The organism is Porifericola rhodea (genome assembly GCF_030506305.1).
Taxonomy (GTDB): Bacteria; Bacteroidota; Bacteroidia; order Cytophagales; family Cyclobacteriaceae; genus Catalinimonas; species Catalinimonas rhodea.
The window spans coordinates 4,907,969-4,927,624 of the sequence record NZ_CP119421.1; the positions used below are offsets into that span (position 1 = coordinate 4,907,969).

The window sequence follows — 19,656 nt, forward strand, 5'->3', positions numbered from 1 at the left end:
TTTGATAAACAATTTTCACCACTTCAGGCTAGGGGTTAATAGAAAGATAGTTTATCATTATGAAATACATTTTTACGATAAACAGTGAGGCAAATCAGTGCAGGTTTATATACAAGCCATATACCTACATTTTCGTCTTATTTTTTTTAGTATTCAATATTCAACAGCTTTATTCCCAATGCTCTACCTATTCCAATCCGGGAAACAACGTAGAGAGTGTACCTCAGCTTTGCGCACCGCATGATTTTGAGTGGAGGGTATGGTACACTGTGCTGGGTTCTCCTAGCACTGTAGAGTTTGAGTTTGTATGGGGTGATGAAGCAGTAGCAGGAACCAAAGAAACAATCCCTGCTGTCCATGTGGGTGGAAATGTATACGAAGCAACTGCTACACACAAATATCAGAGAGATGGTAATGATTGTAATTATAGCCCTATCGTAACACTAAAAATTGACGGAGTATCCTGCCCTAGCTCTCCTCAAACTCAAAACGTAACAGTTTGGGATGTAGATGAACGCAATGGAGGAAGCTTAGACATCAACCCTACAGTTTATAGAATATGCGCAGGAAACGACGCCACTCTGAATTTTACTGACAATAGTGTTTGGAACTGTGTACCTGCTTCAGGAGAAAATGATAGAATTAACAATCCTGTAAGGTGGATTCAATGGGTGTATGGAACCGGAGGCAGTAACCTTGCTAATGTCCAGGTTGATGGCGCTGTGCGTCCGAATAACTTTAACGGCCCAGTAGAAGTACTTCCTGGTCCGGTAATCGCTTCTGGAGAGCAAAGCTATCAGATCTACGTACCTCCCACTACAGTGGCAGATGTAGGTAAAGAATTTGAGATCACATTAAGAAACTGGAATATCTGTAACCCTTATGATGCGGACACTACCGATGGAAATTATTTAAACCCTTTAGCTCCCGGCGGAGATAGCACTTATATTTCACAGACCGCAAGAATTATAGTTGTAGAAAAGTCTGCTCCTGACTACAGAACCCGTTTAAACAATAGCAGTGGACCAGAGCAGGATAAATTTTGTATCAACGACATCATATATTTTGAAAACCTGACAGCTGGCATTGATGATGATGGTGATGGCACTGATGATTCTAGCTTTGAGTGGGAGTGGCAATTTTATGACGATGATACTGAGTCTACCCTTCTTCAAACTAAAACTGGCAAAAACCCTAATTTTAGCTATACCACTTCTGGAAGAAAGGCCATAAAGCTTATTGCCAGAGACCGTAACTCGGTAGGTAATTGTGGTGGAGAAATAGTAAAGTATATTGAAATTCAGGCTACCCCTAACGCAGCTATTGATGTTACTGATACGAATGATCAGCCATTAAGCCCATTATGTTTTGATACAAATAACCCTCAAACCATTGATCTTCGTTTTCACGATGTTTCTAGCAATTATGTGAATGGAACATCTACATGGGAATGGAACTTTTACCGACCTGATGGTTCACTAATATCTAATATTACTGGCGCAGGAGCACAGAGCAGTCAGGATTTAAGCTTTAATGCTCCAGGTACTTATCAAGCGGAGCTTATCTCTTCTGCTACAGGCATAAATTGTGAAACAAGAGCTACTTCAGATATACATATTTATGCTGTACCAGAAGTTGACTACAGTTTTGATGAGGTTTGTCTGCAAGATGGCACCACCTTCCAATCATTAGCCAGCCTGAGTGTTAGTGTGAATGGAGATATAATTGATACTTACGAATGGGACTTTGACTATGATGGAGTAACATTTGATGTTGATGCATCTACTGATGCCAATGCCTTTACTCATACTTTTCTTAATAGCGGCACATATCAGGTAGCCCATAGAGTAAGTACCCAGAAGGGAAGTTGCTCAGCAATCATTGTTAAAGATGTAAGAGTAAGACCTATTCCTGATGTAGGTTTTGCCACTGACCAAACCGTAGGATGTTCTCCATTAGAAGTTGCTTTTACGCCAAATACTTTAATTGCCGATCAGCCTACCAATGTTGCCAGTTATGTTTGGTACACTAGAAATCTAAAAACAAATAATGTAAGCAGCACAATAATTTCTCCTGCTCAAGACAGTTTTTCGGCTACTTTTGACAATACGCAAAGCTCATTTGTTGACCATGAGTATGAAGTATGGCTAGAGGTAAAAGCTGTAAATGGATGCTCAGTTAGCAGTGCACCAGTAAAAATTACCGTACAACCAGGACCACCTTCTAACTTTAGCATTACTAATCTCAGTGGGCTAGATTCTAACTGTGCTCCCAGGCTATATAAGTTTAAAGTAGATGCCTCTACCCGTACGCTTAATCCTGATACTTATCATTGGGAAGTATTAGATTTATCTGACAGTAGTATTGTTGATCAGCAAAGTATCTCATCATCACTCTCTGACTACTCCATTACACTATTAAACGACAGTAGAATACGCAAAAAGTACAGTGTTAAACTGTTGGCAGAAAAAAGTGGACTATGCTTTTCTAGTACTGAAAAAATAGTAGATGTTAACCCTATTCCTAGTGCTGAATTTGTTTATGAAATTATAGAGGCAGATTGTGAGTTTGTCCGCTATCAACTAACCGCAGAAGAAGAAGGTGCGTTTTATGAATGGACCATTACTCCTACTCCTTTAAGCACTCCTGACCTTACAGAAAGAAGTATTGAAGTCTTCTTCCAGAAAAATCTGTCTAATGCTTATAACTTCCAGGCTAGCCTGAAGACCGAAAATATTATAGGTTGTACGAGTGATGTCAATAGCAAAACTATAGAAGTTGTACCTCAGGAAAATATAGGAGCCTCATTTGTAGTTAGCCCTACCATCATGGAAATACCAGAAAATACTGTTAGCATTACAAATTATACAAAGGATGGTGACTGGACTTATTTCTGGGACTTTGGCGATGGTAATACTTCTACTGAAAGACACCCTGGTACACATGCCTATGCCGCTCCTGGAGAGTACACAATCTTACTAAAAGCTGAAGGAGATTACTGTTTTGAGGAAGACTCAGCAAAGGTAATTATTAAACAAACCCTCCCTCAGGTTGATTTTAGTTTTTCAAGTATAGAAGGCTGTCTTCCTTTAGAAGTCAGTTTCACAAATAAAACTCTGTACGCTGACTCTACTACCTTCTGGTGGGATCTTGGGGATGGTACTCTAACCAATGAAATCCACCCTGTCCATACTTATACTGAAACAGGTATTTACACCATAACTTTACAGGCAAGCAACGAACTTGGTATTGTAGTAAAAAAAGAAGTAGACCTGGTGGTTGATCTGGATAAAGGACCTAAAGCTGATTTTAGGGTTCGTTTGGCTAAATCTTATTTACCAGGACAGGAAATCAGCCTTGTCAACCAAAGCCAAAGAGCCGTTAGCTTCTTCTGGGAATTAGGAGATGGTACTAGCTCTACCGAAGCTTCACCCACCCATGTTTATGATTCTGTGGGGTATTATACTATTAAACTTACAGCTACTAACGCGATGGGCTGTACAGATACTTTAACTCAGGAAATTTTTATTGAGCCCTACCATCCTGAAGTAGACTTTACTTATGAACCACCTACTGGCTGCCGCCCTTTAACAGTACAGTTTCGTAATCTCTCAAGGTTTGCTGAGGCTGGAACATATCGTTGGAGCTTTGGAGAAGGAGAAGGAGTATCCACTGCAGAAAATCCTAGCTATACCTATTATGAGCCCGGCTTGTATACAATCACGCTTGAGGCCAGTAATAGCAATGGTGTTACTACCGAAGCAGTAAAGGAATTTAGTGTAGAAGTTTACGAAACACCAAGAGCTGCTTTTAATCTGAGACCAAGTGAAGCATTCCTTAGTGAGCCAATCTATTTTGTGAATTTAAGCATTGGTGCCACAGAGTTTTTCTGGGACTTTGGAGATGGCTATACCTCTACTGAGTTTGAGCCTTCTCATGTTTATGAAGAAACCGGTATTTACGATGTTATGCTGATTGCACAAAGTGGAAAAGGATGTACGGATACATTAAAGATGGAAAGTGCTGTGATCGTGAAAAACGGCGGTAAGGTTAGCATACCTAATGCTTTTACACCCAACACTTCAGGACCTGGTGGTTCAGATGCCAATTCATTTGGTAAGAACGACATTTTCCTTCCGGTTTTTGAAGGGGTTACCAGTTTCCATATGATGATTTATAACCGCTGGGGCGAAATGCTTTTTGAAAGTTTTGACAAAAACTATGGCTGGGATGGATATTACAAGGGTAGTCTCTGTAAAAAAGATGTATACGTTTATAAGCTTGAGCTTGAGTTTAGTAACGGAGACTCAAATACAATTGTAGGTGATTTAACGCTAGTGAGGTAATGAGTATGAATACAGTTTTACTAAAAAGAGCCATTTGTTTTTTAATATTTCTGTTGTCTTGTCAAGAACTATTTGCCCAGGACCCTCAGTTTACGCAATACTATGCGGCGCCACTGTACCTCAACCCTGCCTTTGCAGGAACTACAGGTCAGCATAGAGCCAGTGTAAATTATAGAAATCACTGGTCTAGTCTGCCCCAGGCTTTTGTTACTTATGCTTTTGCATACGACTACAACCTGCCGGCCAGCAATAGTAACATAGGAGTAATTGTATCTACAGACAGGGCAGGCTCCGCAAACCTTAGCTCTACCAACATTGGCGCTATTTACTCCTATACTATTCCTCTTAATAACAAACTCAGAGCCATGCCTGCATTTCAGGTAGGTTACAGCTCACAGAGTATGGATTTTTCCAAGCTTGTATTTGGGGATCAGCTGGCTTTTGGAAACGCTGATGCTCCTACCACTGACCCTGATGCAAGAAACCTGGATAACAACAACCACTTTGACTTTGCCAGTGGTTTAATTATATACAGCAGTAAGTTTTGGGCAGGCTTCGCCCTTCATCATATCAACCAGCCCAATCAGTCGGCTTTAGATGGTGAAAGCAAGCTTCCTATGCGTGCCACTCTTCATGGGGGAATGAAAATACCGCTAAAACTTGGGCCTATGAAAAGCGGTATAGAGTCTAGTATCAATCCTTCATTCAATTACAGAAAGCAAGGAAGGTTTGATCAGCTTGATTTAGGCTTTAATTATTACTACAGGATGCTTATGTTAGGACTTTGGTATAAAGGAATACCTTTGCAAAAAGACATGCCACGCACTATTAATCATGATGCACTAGCCGTTTCAGTAGGTTTGTCAATGAATAACCTGAACTTTGGCTACAGTTATGATATGACAGTTTCAAAGTTAGGTCCTGCTTCTTCAGGAGGTTCACATGAGATATCTCTGATTATGGAGCTTCAGCTCTCAAAAAGACCGGGTAAAGTAAGCAGAAAAGACAAGTATAACCCATGCCCTGCCTTTATGCCACGCTATTTGTGGAAACCATAGCATAAAAAAAGCGGCTACAAAATTGAGCCGCTTTTTTTGTGTACATTAGATCTTAAAGAATAATTCCGAAACTAAAAGCATTGAGCTGTGGTCCTTTATCTTCTACAAACAGTTCGTTCAGATCATAATTTGCAAAAATATCTACTCCGCTAAATCCGAGCTGAAGCCTTGCTCCATACCTCCAGTTATTGAAGTAAAAATTAGTCTTATCTTTATCACGTACTCTGTCTCCACCTTCTTTGTAGACAGATTTAGATCGGCTGCCAATTCTGTAGCCTGCGTATGCTCCCAGCCCAATTCTGAATCCATCATTCTCATGATAAGAAAAGGGCTCCCAGTCACTGCTTCTTCTCTTTCCGAAGATAAACATTGGTACCATGCTTACATTAAGGTAAGGCACTACCAACTTACTTTTGATTGGAGAAATGTCAGTGGTAGGATCTTCATAAAACAAAAGCCCATCATCCAGCTTTTCAACTCTTGTTCTTTCGTTTTCAAATTTAAAGTTATACCAACTTACATTAGCTCCCCAATCCAGAGACAAAGGTCCAGCAATGTGTGTGGTGTTCATACTTCCTAGTGCTATATACCAGGAAACAATGGGGTTTACGGAAAAAAGCTCATTTTCGCTACTGGGTATTTCTCCGTCATTCATATAATTGTTGAGCCCAAGCTCAATAATAAAAGTACTGCTGGTACCCTGGTTTTTCTTTTTGTTAAATTGAACCTCACGATCATCGTACTTCTTGTCTTCCATATTGTCGCTTAGCCTTTCAAGCTCACGCTCTAAGCGTTCTAGTTTCTGTTCCAGGTTCTCTTCTTCCTCCTCAGCTTCTTGTTCATAGCTATCTCCTCTCCACATCTCTTCTTCTCTTTCCAATATATATTGAGTACCACTACTATCTTCCATAGTAATAGTTACATTCTGTCCATTTTCATCTGCTTTCTCATTCAGTTCACGAATGATTTTGTTAAGGTCATATTCACTGAGCTGTTTCAGTTCGTTGCCGCTACTAGAGATTATCTTTATTTCTTCCCGATTAGAGAGGCGAATAATGATTGTGTCAGGTGACACAAAAGCATGAAGGTAGTCTGTTGTTCCCAGGCTAAGCAGGAACATTAAGCATATCAATCTTAAGTTTTTCATGGGTAAATGTTGTTAACGGGTTACTTCGTTTTCTTTTTTATTGAAAACTTTAGCGAGCAATTCAGATTTAGCATTTCTAATTTCGGAAAAACTGATATTTGAATTTTTTAACTCACTCAAAAAATCAAGGGCATTGGCTTTATCTTCTTCGTATAATTGCTCAGCCCCTGGTTTATAGATAATAGTTACCGGCTCACTAAACTTAGTAGTAGGCACATCAACAGCAAGTAAGTCCGTTTCGTTAAGCTCCAAGGGCTCTACTTCCATAATTTCAAAAGACTTAAGCTGTTCTTCCATAATTTTATTGGGAGATTCTACTGGAGTGCTACTTGTCTGAGTGACTAATTCATCTTGTGGCGCTTGAGCCACTAGCTTAGGAGCAGAGTTCAACTCCTTCACATGATCTTTAGGTTCTACAGAATTGCGTTTATCTTTTGCCACTTTTTGAGTTTCCACTTCAGCAATAGCAGGTATACTTTCCTTTTTATCTGAAAGTGCCAGTTGTTCAGGTACAGTCTCATAAGCTGGAGATTTACTACTTGTATCAGGCTCTAACTCTTCTGATAGAGTAGAATTATCTAATGTACTCTGACTACTTTGCCAGCTAACGCCTACGATGAACAAAAGTAAAATGGCCGCAGCTACTCTCCACAGGTATATTTTCTTTCTACCTTTTTCTTCAGCATCCAATGCTGCGCTTAGCTGCTCCCACCCTTCTGCTGGCGGTGGAGTCTTGTAATTATGCAGCTTCTCTGAAAATATTTTTTCTAAATCATTCATAGTGTTTTACCCTAGTTGATTTTTATCATTCATAGACTTTTCCTGCTCCAGAATCTGTTGTCGGAGCAAATGTTTAGCACGACTTAACTGTGACTTACTGGTGCCCTCGCTGATATTCAACATCTCCGCAATCTCATGATGAGCATACCCTTCAATTACATACAAGTTAAAAACGGTACTGTAGCCCAGTGGTAATGACTGTACTAACCGCATCAGGTCCTGCTCCTGCAGATGATCTACGTTAATGCTTTTTGCTTCCTGTGCTTCGTCAATATCAACTTCCAGATACATCGTCTTATTTCTACGAATATACATAAGAGCTTCATTAACGATGATTCTACGTACCCAACCCTCAAAGCTACCCTCTTGCCTGAATTTTTTTATGTTTTGGAAGACTTTCATAAAGCCCTTTAGCAGTACATCTTCTGCCTCAGCAGTATCTTTAACATAGCGTAGGCATACACTATGCATTAGTGGAGCTAAGCGTTCGTATAGGGCGTGCTGCGCCTTTCTTTCCTGCTTAATACAGCCGATGACCAGTTTATCCAAAGATTTACTTTTGTGTAGTTTAAGGCTCATCTCTTTTATTAAGGATTCATATTAAAGATGTTGGTCATAGCTTAGGGGTTGCATCCAGTTCATTATATTTTTGAAAATATTTGAAATAAAGCTAAAATCTCCAATAATCAACATATTAAACCGATAAAGAAGACTATATGATAGATTTAAGAAGCGATACCGTAACTAAACCAACACCCGCCATGCTTGAAGCAATGATGCAAGCAGAAGTTGGCGATGATGTTTTAGGAGAAGATCCCAGCGTACAGCAGCTTGAAGCCAAAACCGCTGAAATATTTGAGATGGAAGCTGGCTTGTTTTGCCCGTCTGGTACCATGACTAACCAGATCGCTATTAAAATTTTGACCCAGCCTCAACAGGAAGTTATTTGTGATAAGCGCTCTCATATATATAATTACGAAGGGGGAGGAATTGCCTTTAACTCCCTGTGCTCAGTCAAGCTGCTTGATGGACCACGGGGTATTCTAAGCCCTGATATTATTGCTGAGGCAATTAATGCTGATGATATTCATTATCCTGAGACCGGACTGGTGGCACTTGAAAATACGGTAAATAAAGGCGGAGGAGCCTTTTATACTACAACTCAGATAAAGGCTATCTCTGAGCTATGTAAACAGCACCAACTACCGCTACATTTGGATGGGGCCCGGGTATTTAATGCCTTGGTAGCTGCTAATGAGACTGCACGTGAATATGGTAAATATTTTGACACTATTTCTGTGTGCTTGTCCAAAGGTTTAGGTACACCTGTTGGCTCTGTACTATTAGCCTCTCATCAACTCATTAAAAAGGCAAAAAAAGTTAGAAAGGTGCTTGGGGGAGGCATGCGACAGGCAGGGTATCTGGCAGCAGCGGGCATTTACGCTTTAGATCATCATATAGAGAGATTAAAGGATGATCATTTGAGGGCAAAACAGTTAAGTGAAGCCCTAAACGGAAAGCGTTTTGTACAGGAAGTTTTGCCGGTAGACACCAATATTTTAATCTTTTCTTTAAAAGGTATAAGTACCGAACAGTTTTTAAAAGAACTAAAAGAAGAAGAGGTTCTGGCAATTCCATTTGGCAAAAATGAAATCAGAATGGTAACGCATCTACAGTTAACTGATGAAGATGTTGAAAAAGTAATTGAGACCTTTAAAAAAATGGACCGGAAGCTAGTCTAAAAGCCGGCTACCGGTCACACATCCTCCAATAAATTTACCCTGTACCCTCATAGACAGTAAAATGGTGGAAAGGGTTGGAAGACTGGAAAAATATTTTAATAAATGTCCCAGTTACCATTCAGGTAATAGCGGTAAAGCACCGGATTATGCACTGTATTAACCTCTATGTCACTTTCTGAGGGTAAGAAAAAATTTTTGCCAAAAGAAGTCATTAGCTGCATGGCTTCATGATTAAGCCATGCCGTTTCCACATTTTCGTAAGTAAGAGATTGTAGTTTGTCTTTCAGGTTTACAGGTTTTTCTTCAGGGGTTTTTAAAGCAAGTACCCAGCCCCACTCTCCCATCGTAAGAATTTGGTTGTGCATAGGCTGGGTTTGAAAACCCGCATCCTGCAATGTTTTATCAATACAGTAAAAAGCTTGGGTAGCAAAGTAAGGGCTACCTGCCTGCGTAATCAGCACTGCATGGGGCCTCATCTGCTTTGAAGCCAGTGTATAAAATTCTGATGAGTATAAACGTCCTAACTCAACTGTTTTGGGGTCTGGCAGGTCAATAATAACCACATCGTAGTACTGCCTTGTATTTTCCAGAAAATGAAAAGCGTCATCATTGATTATTTCTACCTTTTCACTAGTTAGCGCTGCATCATTTACCTTCTTTAAAACAGGGTGATTAAGCCCCAACTCTGTCATGGCAGGATCCAGGTCTACTAATGTAATGTGCTCTACAGAAGGGTACTTTAATACTTCGCGCACAGCACAACCATCACCCCCACCCAGTATAAGTACATCTTTAACCTGGGGTATAAGGCTCATGGCAGGATGAACAAGCGGCTCATGATACATCTGTTCATCTAATGTGCTAAGTTGCTGGTTTCCATTAATATACAACCAAAAATGATCCTTCCATTGGGTAATGACTATTCGCTGATATCGGCTTTGCTCTTCATAGATAATTTTGTCTTTGTACCGCTGTTGCTCTCCAAAAAGTATGATGGGCTTAGCAAAGACAATTCCCGAAACTAGAATTACAGCTACTCCGGAAGCAATAACAATAAGCTTTCTTTTAATCATAGAGGACAGTGCTCCCCACAATACCAGTAGAAGTAGTATGGCAACCAAAAAATTTGTCATACCTAGGATAAATGGCGTATAAGTAAGCCCCAGATACGGCAAACCCACAAAGGCGAAAAAGATTCCGCCTAATAAGCTTCCATAATAGTCTTTCTCCATAACAGAAGAAATATTGACTTTAAGCTCTTCAAACTCATCATTCAGGCGAATAACCAAGGGAATTTCTAGTCCGATGAGCAAACCAATAAGGATAGAAAAACTATAAATGATGAAGCCTGTATAAACAGTATATGCCGCAGCGGTGTAGGCTACCAAAGCAGCAAAGGCAGAAAATACTGAGAGACAAAATTCTACATAGATAAATTTCTGCAATAGCTCTTTCTCAAACAGTTTACTCAGTCTACTCCCCAGGCCCATAGAGAAAAGCATCATGGACACAATCATCGTCCACTGAAAAACTGAATCGCCCAGAAAATAGGTAGCCAGAGTTGAAAGCACATATTCTGCTACTATGCCTGCCAGACCGGTAGCAAACAGGGCAATTTTGAGTACGTTAGATCTTAACTTTCTATTGAGCTTTTTCTCCAAATTTGGCTGGGGGGCTACAGACATAAAGTTATTAACACTGAACCTCCAATATATGCGAAAGCTTCTATAAGACCGGCTCCTACATTAGGACGCTCCTGATTAACTAGTTCGTCGGTAAGGCTACGACCAGGCAGTAAGATTTTATCTGTAAGTGTACGGGCTAGCGGTAAGAATATGAGCCCTATCAGCACATCAATCCCTACATTGGTAATAGACTCCTGCCACGACACAAAATCAATCATCAGCCCATAGCGGATTAAATTACCTATTGCCGCTATAGCTCCGGCAAAGCCCAGTCCTACTGCAATGTTATCTTTCTCAATCTGGTCATGTACATCAAAAGGTGTAATCCAGCTATAAAAGTATGCGGTGATGATCAGTAATATCTGACCTATTACCCAAAAAACTAAGGCAGTATCTATACCACCTCCTTCGCCAGATACTGAGCCTAATATGATAAGCCCGGTAGCTATCGCATTTGCACCTTCAATAACCCCAGTCCCCACGTTCTGATCATCAATGATTTCTTTGTACACTACAAACTTTCTAAGGATGATTTTATCATTGATAATGATAGATATATTTAGTAGAACAATGGCCAGCAATCCGTAAATAGCAATATCCATTACATCTATCCATATTCCGTTACTAGGTCCTACTATGGCACTACTAATTGCTAATAGCAAGCCTATGAAGTAGCCAACGTGAGCAACCGCAAAGGCAAAGTTGTCTTTTTCTACCAGCTCTACCCCTACTTTTATCTTTCTTTGAAAAAGCTTGTAGGCAAACTTACCAATCAAAAATAACAGAAAACACTCTGCAAGATATATTAAGGCTGTTAGAGCAGCGTCTAAAGTGATCATACAAGTTTGGTTAGCTTAGTTGATATTTAAATTATTTACCGAATCCACCACCGCGGGAGCGCATACTGGAAGAGCTGTTATATCTGCTGCCAGAACGAGACGTACGATTGCCCGAGCGGAATGCGCTACTACTGTTACGTGTAGAACTCCAGCGGGTATTTGGCTTGGCGGCTGTAGTGTAGGCACTACCTGTACCATAGGCTCTTCGGCCATTAGATACTACCGGCCCGTAATAAGGTCGTCCACTTCCTCGGTAAGTACGATAATCGTCATAGTAAGAACGGCGGATTGGAAAAGTAGCCAGGTTGAGCATGCTACTCAAAAAAGCATATTGACCGTAAAAAGCCCAAAAGCTATTCCCGTTGGCCCCTGTCTGCCACTGACCATACTGAGGGTTGCCTACATAATTGGAGTAACCTGGAGGGCTAACTAATTTGCTTACCTTGCCATCTTCAGATTTTGCGGCTATCTCCATGCCCATGTCATTGGCATGTTGGTTAAAAAAGTTCTCTTCTACCGGGTACCAATCTGTAATTACCTCTTCAGGCTTGGCATCAGGAGATGATTGTTTAATAATACGATACTGATGCTCATAATCTTTAAAGAAGGTGCCCTCTACATTCATATCATACAAAATGATAGAGTAGATAGGCGTTTCTGTCATATCCCGGATGAGCACATCTACCGGATTTTTTTTAAAGTCATTACCTGAGCAGGCACTAAGCAAAAAAACAGCTAGTACCATCCATCCTTTATATCCTGTTATTGATTTCATCTTGTCTTGTGTGTTCTTCAATTCTAAGATATTTTATTCATAAGCTAAAACAAAAAAATCGCACCCAAATGAGCGCGATTCATGTGCTTACCAGTTGTATACTTATTGATTAAGCAAACTGTTTATTCTGATTTTTCTCAATTTTTTTGATGACTGAGTTAGCTCTACGGTCAGCCATTTGTTGCTTCAGATGGAACCACTTATCTCCCAAGGATTTTCTCATTGTCCAGTCAGCAGCCTGACGTACACTTATGTTCATCAGACCTTTGATACGTTTAGATACGTGAGGGTTCAGTGAACGCAGGCTCATTCCGAAGCCACCCTCGGTGTATTCTATGTAGTGCCAGTATTCTCCAGGCATAAATAGAGTATCGCCATGCTTAATTTCACATTCAAAACCTTTTACGTATTTCAATCCGGGAAATCTCTCGTAATCAGGCTTTACTACATTTACTCCGGTATGTACATTAAGCGGATAACGATACAGCAGTTTAGAGTAATCTGGAGAGAATAATACTACCCTGCGCTTACCCTGAAATTGAGTCAGGAAAACGTTGGACATATCAATGTCTTGGTGCATACGAGCTACAGAGCCTTCTCCTCCAAAAAACATGTAAGGGAAGCCTTTCAAAAATTTTGTCTTGATATCCGGAAACTCAAAATCGTCCATCAGCTCAGGGCAATCTTTAAAGATATTCCAGAGGTGCATTCTTAAGTCAGTAGGCGTGGTCGCTATCAGATCCAGGTATTCTGCAAATTTCATCTTGCGGTGAGGCACCTTCATGGTTTTATCCAGGTCAGACTCACGGTTTTCAAATACACCGATCGTTTTGTCACCAGCCACTTTCTTGAAATAGTTGAAATCCCACTCTTCATAGGCTTTGGTACCTTTGAGCAAACCTCTGAGAATCACAGGTTTTTGTGGAATCAGATAGTTTTGTTCAAACTCTCTTAGATTAATATCTTCAATGACATCAACGGGGTGGTTAAAGTCTATTGCCATGTTAGTAGATAGATTTACCGTTCTAAAAAATAATGTTTACAAATCTATAATAATTATAAAAACCTTACGCTATTTTTTCAACTTTGTCATCTCATTTACAAAAAAATTGAGCATGAATTACGTAGTTGAAGGTTAATACGTATCAGTTTTTCTCTGTCTCTAACTGTTTCAAAGAATAAATGTTGCGTTTAGCCGTGAAAGAATAGTCATTTTAAAAGATTTTATTAAAATCTTAACACTTAGCAGAATGGCCAAAAATTACATCATGCTTACCAACGTTTCTCCTTTATAAGAGGCCTGATATTAACTATAGCTTTATAGTTTATTCTTAGTTAGGTAAATTGATTAGGTTTGTAGAGCAAAATAAACAGGGGTTAAACTTGTCTTTAAAGCATCACATATATTTGCGATTTTGTATTAGTGCTGTGCTGTTGATAAATTGTGTATGGGTATGCACAGCACAATCTTTGAACTGGACAGACAGTACCTCCAGGGTTAGTGCTAACTCCGCACAAGCAAACAAAAATCGTTTACTTACGATTGACAAAATCTTTATCATTGGTAACCAGCGTACCAAAGAAAGGATCATTCTCAGAGAACTTAATATTAAAGAAGGTTATGCTTACAATACGGAAGAACTTAATGAAGCTTTAATTCTTGATAGAAGAAAGCTGATGAATACTCAGTTGTTTCTGGATGTAAAACTTAGCCTTATTCAGCTTAATGAAAATGTAGCAGATATTATTGTTAGAGTATCTGAAAGGTGGTATACCATTCCTTCACCCTTTTTTAAACTGGCCGACCGTAATTTTAACGTATGGCTTTCTAACCAAAATCGCGACTGGAGCAGAGTAGAATACGGTCTTAAGTTCTATAAATACAATTTTAGAGGGCTTAATGAACAGGTGTACTTTTTCTTTCAATTAGGTTTTACTCGCCAGCTCGCAATGCGCTACCGTATACCTTATATAGACAAAGCACAGAAAAACGGTTTAGAGTTTGGCTTTAGCTTTTCTGAAACCGCTAACATTAATTTTACAACTGAAGGCCATCGTCTACTATTTACTGACTCCCTTAAAGACGCTTCTCAGTCTAAAATAGGGTTGGTTGGCTGGAGGTACCGTCCAAACTTTTACAGAAACCACTACGTTGAGCTAAGATACAATGATGTAAAAATCAAAGATACTATTCGCTCTCTCAATCCAGAGTATTTTTTAAATGAGGGTAACCGACAACAATACTTTGCCCTGTCGTACAGCTTTGAGAATGACCACCGTGACTTTGTAGGCTACCCCCTTAAAGGCTATCGTTGGGAGGCTGAAGTTTCTAAATTAGGTTTGGGCATTTTTGATGAGGTTAACCTTTTTAGGTTGAGAGCGGAAGCTGCTAAATACTTACCTCTGGGCAAAGAATTTTATTACGCAGGCATTGGGCGAGGTTATTTGAGTTCATTAAAAAAACAACCTTATGCCAACCTCACTGGTTTAGGGTTTAGCAGAAGATGGATTAGAGGATATGAGTTGGATGCCATTGAGGGACAAGCCTTTCTGATGCAGCAAAATACATTCAGCAAAAAAATATTTGCCCGTGAGTTTGATGTCAGCCAGGTACTCCCGATTGAGCAGTTTAACAACATACCACTGGCTATCTACCTGAAAGCATATTTTGACCATGGCTATTTATGGAATGATATTGATTACATAAGAAACAAGCCGTTAGCTAACCGCTACTTATATGGCTATGGAATAGGCGTAGATATAGTTTCGTTCTATGATTTTGTATTGCGCCTGGAGCACTCCTGGAAACATGATGGCAGCTCTGGAATATTCTTCCACTTCAACAGTGCTTTTTGATAAGCTTTTCTTAATATTGCCTCTTTTCTGATGCCTTTGGCAAATTTTGTATTTCATCTCCTATAAAAATTAAGATGTCCGTGACACAACCAAAAAGATATACCATAACTGCAGCTCTACCTTATGCCAACGGTCCACTACACCTGGGTCATATAGCAGGAGCCTACTTACCCGCAGATATCTATGTACGATACCTACGCCTGATAGGTAAAGATGTAGCCTTTATAGGAGGTAGTGATGAGCATGGTGTGGCCATTACGCTAAGAGCAAAAAAAGAGGGAATATCTCCCCAACAGATTATAGATAAATACCACTATCTTAACAAAGAGACTTTTGAAAAATTCGGAATCTCTTTTGATATGTACCACCGCACCTCAGAAAAAGTGCACCATGAAACCTCTCAGGAGTTTTTTACTTCATTGTACAATAAAGGTGAGTTCATTGAAAAGCAAAGTGAGCAGTTTTACGATGAAGAGTACGATCAATTTCTTGCAGACCGCTACATTGTAGGCACCTGCCCTATTTGCAAGTTTGAAAACGCCTATGGTGACCAGTGCGAAAATTGTGGCTCTTCACTCAATCCTACTGATCTGATCAACCCGAAGTCTACCCTCAGTGGAAAAACTCCAATTATTAAGGAAACCAAACACTGGTATCTGCCACTAGACAAATACCAACCCTGGTTAGAAGAGTGGTTACTTAAAGGAAAAAAAGGTCAGTGGAAATCTAACGTATATGGGCAATGTAGTGCCTGGCTACAGGCTGGCTTGCAGCCAAGAGCGATGACTCGTGACTTGGATTGGGGTGTTGATGTACCCCTGCCAAATACAGAAGGCAAAAAACTTTATGTATGGCTGGATGCGCCTATCGGTTATATTTCTTCTACCAAACAATGGGCCGAAGATCATAACAAAGACTGGGAACTATACTGGAAAAAACAGCCTAATGAAAAAGATAACAGCAGACTTATTCACTTTATTGGTAAAGACAATATTGTTTTTCACTGCATTATTTTTCCTTCTATTCTTCATGCGAACGGAGAGTATATTTTACCAGAAAATGTACCTGCCAATGAGTTTTTAAACCTGGAAGGCAAAAAAATCTCTACCAGTAGAAACTGGGCAGTATGGTTACATGAATATTTGGAAGACTTTCCTGGCAAACAGGACATTTTACGCTACGTGCTCTGCAGCATACTTCCGGAGACAAAAGACAGTGAGTTTACCTGGAAAGACTTTCAGGCAAAAAACAATAATGAGCTGGTAGCTATATACGGCAACTTTATTAACCGCACTATGGTGCTTACGCACAAGTATTTCCAGGGAATTGTGCCAGAAGCAGGAGATTTTCTGGAGATTGATAATGATGCACTGGATAAAATCAAAACCCTTGCAAAACAAATTTCTGAGGCTATTGATAATTTTCGTTTTAGAGAAGCTAATGCCCTAATGATGGATCTGGCACGCACCGGAAACAAATACCTCGCAGATACTGAGCCCTGGAAGGTAATAAAAGAAGATGAAGAGAGAGTAAAAACCATTCTTAATGTAGCTTTACAAATTGCGACTGCTCTGTCCATAATTTCTGAGCCTTTTCTCCCATTTACCTCATCTAAGCTGAGAGAAATGTTGAATATAGAAGCAATCGCCTGGCAAAATGCTACCGACCACATTTTACTAGAGTCAGGCCATCAGTTAAATGCTTCAGCTTTACTGTTTGATAAAATTGAAGATGATACTGTAGAGCAACAAATACAAAAGCTATTAGATGCCCGTAATGAAGGAGCGGAAGAGCATAAAGCTACTCCTGCTAAGGATGAAATTACTTTTCCTGACTTTGAAAAAATTGATATCCGAGTAGCTACCATACTTGAAGCGGAAAAAGTAAAGAAATCTAAAAAACTACTCAAGCTCAAGGTAGATACCGGAATAGATCAACGCACTGTGCTTAGCGGAATTGCTCAATACTATAAGTCTGAAGATATAGTGGGTAAACAGGTATGTATCCTGGTAAATTTAGCTCCTCGTAAAATGATGGGAACTGAATCTCAGGGTATGATACTAATGGCTGAAGACCACGATGGTAAGCTCTCTTTCGTAAGACCTGAAGATGCCGTTAAAAATGGTAGCCAGATTAGCTAGGCTATTAACCTAGCTATTATACTGGCTCATGGTTCTGCTAATGCCAATTGTACAGAAAGATAATATCATTTCCCCTGCCCTGTCCATAAGATGGGGCAGTTCATCTAACTCTTCCTGAGGAAAGTTGCCCAGTACATAGTCTACCTGCTGTCCTTTGTGGAAGTCATTTCCAACGCCAAATTTCAGTCTCGGATACTTGGCACTTCCTAAGTTCGCTTCTATATCTTTTAGCCCATTATGGCCGGCACTAGAGCCTTTGCCTCTCATTCTCAGCGTACCAAATGGCAAAGCGATATCGTCTGTAATGATTAACAGATTCTCAGCTGTTATTTTGTGCTGCTGAAGCCAGTAATTTACAGCTTTGCCACTACGGTTCATATATGTGTTTGGCTTCAGCAGATGAATACTTCTTCCTTTGTATTTCACCAAGGATACTTCGCCTAATCTAGCTGTCTTAAAAACCGTATTTTGCTGATCTGCCAAACGGTCTAAGGTCAGAAAACCAATGTTATGTCTGGTAAGTTCGTATTCCGGGCCGGGGTTACCCAAGCCTACAATCAGATACTTCATAGTCAGTCTTATCAAAAAAAATCCTGTCCAATACTAATGAACAGGATTAATTTAACATCTCAATAATATGAATGTTTTTATTCAGTTTCTCCTTCCTCTTCTTCTTCTCCTTCTTCAGCATCCTGAGCCTTACCTCTAAGTGCACGAGGAATCTCAATTACTGCAATTGAAACTGCCGGGCTATCAAGAATTTCAAAATTCTCAGGCTTAACGTCTGCAACTTTAATTGCTTTACCAAAGTCTAGTCCTGATACATTTACATTAATATGCTCAGGCATATCTTTAGGAAGAGCTTTTAGTCTTAAGGCTCTTCTCTTAAACATTAATGTACCACCTTTAGCAACACCGGGAGCTGTACCCTCCAAGTGAAGAGGAATATCCATTTTAACAGGTTTGTTATCATGCAGTTGTAAGAAGTCAGCATGTAGTATAACTTCATTTACTGGATGGAACTGGATATCTTGAAGAATACATTTGAAATGCTCACCTTCTATGTTAAGATCCACCATGTGTGCTTCTGGAGTGTACACTAAAGGGCGGAAAAGAATCATGGGAGCATAAAAATGAACCTGCTCATCGCCACCATAAATAACGCAAGGTACGTTACCTTCTGCACGAAGACGCTGAGACTCTTTTTTGCCGAGATTTGCTCTTTTATACCCTATAATCTCTACAGTTTTCATAATAGTTATATGTTATGTGATATTAAAATCTTGCTTTGCTGATAAACAAAGGGCTAATAGACTCATGTTTATGAATCTTAGTAATACCCCCGGCAAACAGTTCAGCTACTGTAAGCACTTTAATTTTTGAGCACTCCTTCTTAAGCGGAATAGTATCGGTAACCACCAACTCATCTAACTGAGAGTTCTCAATATTATCGTAAGCATTGCCTGATAAGACAGCATGCGTACTTATTGCTCTTACTGAGCGAGCTCCTTTTTCCTTTATTATTGCAGCAGCCTTACACAAAGTACCAGCTGTATCTACCAGGTCATCTACTAAAACGACATCTTTCCCTTCCACATCTCCAATCACCTGCATGCTCTCTACCTGATTTGAACGCTTACGTTGTTTGTCACAAACAACCATATCCGTCTGAAAGTACTGGGCAAAGTTTCTGGTTCTCTTTACACCACCAACATCGGGCGAAGCAAATACCAAATTATCCGTAGGTAGCTGGCTCAGATAAGGAACAAAGATGATACTTCCGCTAAAGTGATCTACCGGAAAATCAAAAAAACCTTGTATCTGACCTGCATGTAGATCACAAGTCATTAATCTATCAGCTCCAGCCGCAGAAAGCAGGTTTGCAATCAACTTTGCACCAATAGCCACTCTGGGCTTATCTTTTCTATCCTGACGTGCATAACCAAAATAAGGAACTACGGCAGTTACATATTTAGCACTTGCCCTTCGTGCTGCATCAATAAGCAGTAAAAGTTCCATTAAGTTATCAGAAGGGGCAAAAGTAGACTGAATCAGGAAGACATCGCAGCCTCTAACGGACTCTGTATAGTGAGGAGAAATTTCTCCGTCGCTAAACTCTTCAATTGATACTTCACCTAGCGGCTTACCATAATGATTCGCAATTTTTTCTGCCAAATAACGGGTAGCTCCACCAGAAAATATTTTGACTGTAGCCATAAAAGTGAAGGTCAGGAGGTTTATTAAAAACTAATCCCAGTTCGCAAATTGCAAACCGGGATTAAGTTGT

At 39.9% G+C, this 19,656-nt stretch carries 15 protein-coding genes; 5 read left to right on the plus strand and 10 right to left on the minus strand.

Annotated elements, in window-relative coordinates; genetic code table 11:
* Positions 1-59: 59 nt before the first annotated feature.
* Together PZB74_RS20115 and PZB74_RS20120 are read left to right on the plus strand one after the other, a co-directional pair.
* Positions 60-4,346: a PKD domain-containing protein gene (locus PZB74_RS20115; protein WP_302238994.1), complete on the plus strand. Its 4,287-nt coding sequence runs from the start codon at positions 60-62 to the stop codon at positions 4,344-4,346.
* A gap of 5 nt (positions 4,347-4,351) precedes the next feature.
* Positions 4,352-5,404 carry a PorP/SprF family type IX secretion system membrane protein gene (locus PZB74_RS20120; protein ID WP_302238995.1) on the plus strand — a complete coding sequence of 351 codons (1,053 nt, stop codon included), beginning with the start codon at positions 4,352-4,354 and terminating at the stop codon, positions 5,402-5,404.
* Positions 5,405-5,456: 52 nt separating this feature from the next.
* On the opposite strand, the gene PZB74_RS20125 is transcribed toward PZB74_RS20120, so the two are convergent.
* From PZB74_RS20125 to PZB74_RS20135, 3 genes are read right to left on the minus strand one after another with little or no spacing between them, the layout of a single operon-like run.
* Positions 5,457-6,551 (minus strand): hypothetical protein, encoded by a 1,095-nt coding sequence (locus PZB74_RS20125; protein ID WP_302238997.1) that lies wholly within the window; start codon positions 6,549-6,551, stop codon positions 5,457-5,459.
* A gap of 12 nt (positions 6,552-6,563) precedes the next feature.
* Positions 6,564-7,331, minus strand: coding sequence for a hypothetical protein (locus PZB74_RS20130; RefSeq protein WP_302238999.1), 768 nt, complete (start codon positions 7,329-7,331; stop codon positions 6,564-6,566).
* A gap of 6 nt (positions 7,332-7,337) precedes the next feature.
* Positions 7,338-7,910, minus strand: coding sequence for an RNA polymerase sigma factor (locus tag PZB74_RS20135; protein ID WP_302239001.1), 573 nt, complete (start codon positions 7,908-7,910; stop codon positions 7,338-7,340).
* Positions 7,911-8,047: 137 nt separating this feature from the next.
* Here PZB74_RS20135 and PZB74_RS20140 point away from each other — a divergent pair, with 137 nt between their 5' ends.
* The gene (locus tag PZB74_RS20140) at positions 8,048-9,073 is read left to right on the plus strand and encodes a threonine aldolase family protein (protein ID WP_302239003.1); all 1,026 of its coding nucleotides are present in this window, start codon (positions 8,048-8,050) and stop codon (positions 9,071-9,073) included.
* A gap of 95 nt (positions 9,074-9,168) precedes the next feature.
* Here the strand turns inward: PZB74_RS20140 and PZB74_RS20145 are convergent, their stop codons facing one another.
* The 4 genes from PZB74_RS20145 to PZB74_RS20160 form a co-directional block, all read right to left on the minus strand.
* A complete protein-coding gene (locus tag PZB74_RS20145; RefSeq protein WP_302239005.1) occupies positions 9,169-10,758 on the minus strand; it encodes a polyamine aminopropyltransferase in 1,590 nt (529 codons plus the stop codon).
* Complete coding sequence (locus PZB74_RS20150; protein WP_302239007.1) at positions 10,749-11,597, minus strand: DUF350 domain-containing protein; 849 nt, start codon at positions 11,595-11,597, stop codon at positions 10,749-10,751. Before PZB74_RS20150 ends, PZB74_RS20145 begins: the two co-directional genes overlap by 10 nt.
* Before the next feature lie 31 nt (positions 11,598-11,628).
* A complete protein-coding gene (locus PZB74_RS20155; protein WP_302239009.1) occupies positions 11,629-12,372 on the minus strand; it encodes a hypothetical protein in 744 nt (247 codons plus the stop codon).
* Positions 12,373-12,481: 109 nt separating this feature from the next.
* Positions 12,482-13,375 carry a cupin-like domain-containing protein gene (locus tag PZB74_RS20160; protein ID WP_302239010.1) on the minus strand — a complete coding sequence of 298 codons (894 nt, stop codon included), beginning with the start codon at positions 13,373-13,375 and terminating at the stop codon, positions 12,482-12,484.
* Between the two features lie 467 nt (positions 13,376-13,842).
* Here PZB74_RS20160 and PZB74_RS20165 point away from each other — a divergent pair, with 467 nt between their 5' ends.
* Both PZB74_RS20165 and metG read left to right on the plus strand, forming a co-directional pair.
* Positions 13,843-15,228, plus strand: a complete 1,386-nt coding sequence (locus PZB74_RS20165; RefSeq protein WP_302239012.1) for a BamA/TamA family outer membrane protein — start codon at positions 13,843-13,845, stop codon at positions 15,226-15,228.
* Between the two features lie 74 nt (positions 15,229-15,302).
* The gene (gene metG, locus PZB74_RS20170) at positions 15,303-17,369 is read left to right on the plus strand and encodes a methionine--tRNA ligase (protein WP_302239013.1); all 2,067 of its coding nucleotides are present in this window, start codon (positions 15,303-15,305) and stop codon (positions 17,367-17,369) included.
* A gap of 9 nt (positions 17,370-17,378) precedes the next feature.
* On the opposite strand, the gene pth is transcribed toward metG, so the two are convergent.
* The 3 genes from pth to PZB74_RS20185 form a co-directional block, all read right to left on the minus strand.
* A complete protein-coding gene (pth, locus tag PZB74_RS20175) occupies positions 17,379-17,939 on the minus strand; it encodes an aminoacyl-tRNA hydrolase (protein ID WP_302239015.1) in 561 nt (186 codons plus the stop codon).
* A 77-nt stretch (positions 17,940-18,016) separates the two neighbouring features.
* Positions 18,017-18,622, minus strand: coding sequence for a 50S ribosomal protein L25/general stress protein Ctc (locus tag PZB74_RS20180; RefSeq protein WP_302239017.1), 606 nt, complete (start codon positions 18,620-18,622; stop codon positions 18,017-18,019).
* A 22-nt stretch (positions 18,623-18,644) separates the two neighbouring features.
* Positions 18,645-19,586: a ribose-phosphate pyrophosphokinase gene (locus tag PZB74_RS20185; protein ID WP_302239018.1), complete on the minus strand. Its 942-nt coding sequence runs from the start codon at positions 19,584-19,586 to the stop codon at positions 18,645-18,647.
* Between the last annotated feature and the right edge of the window lie 70 nt (positions 19,587-19,656).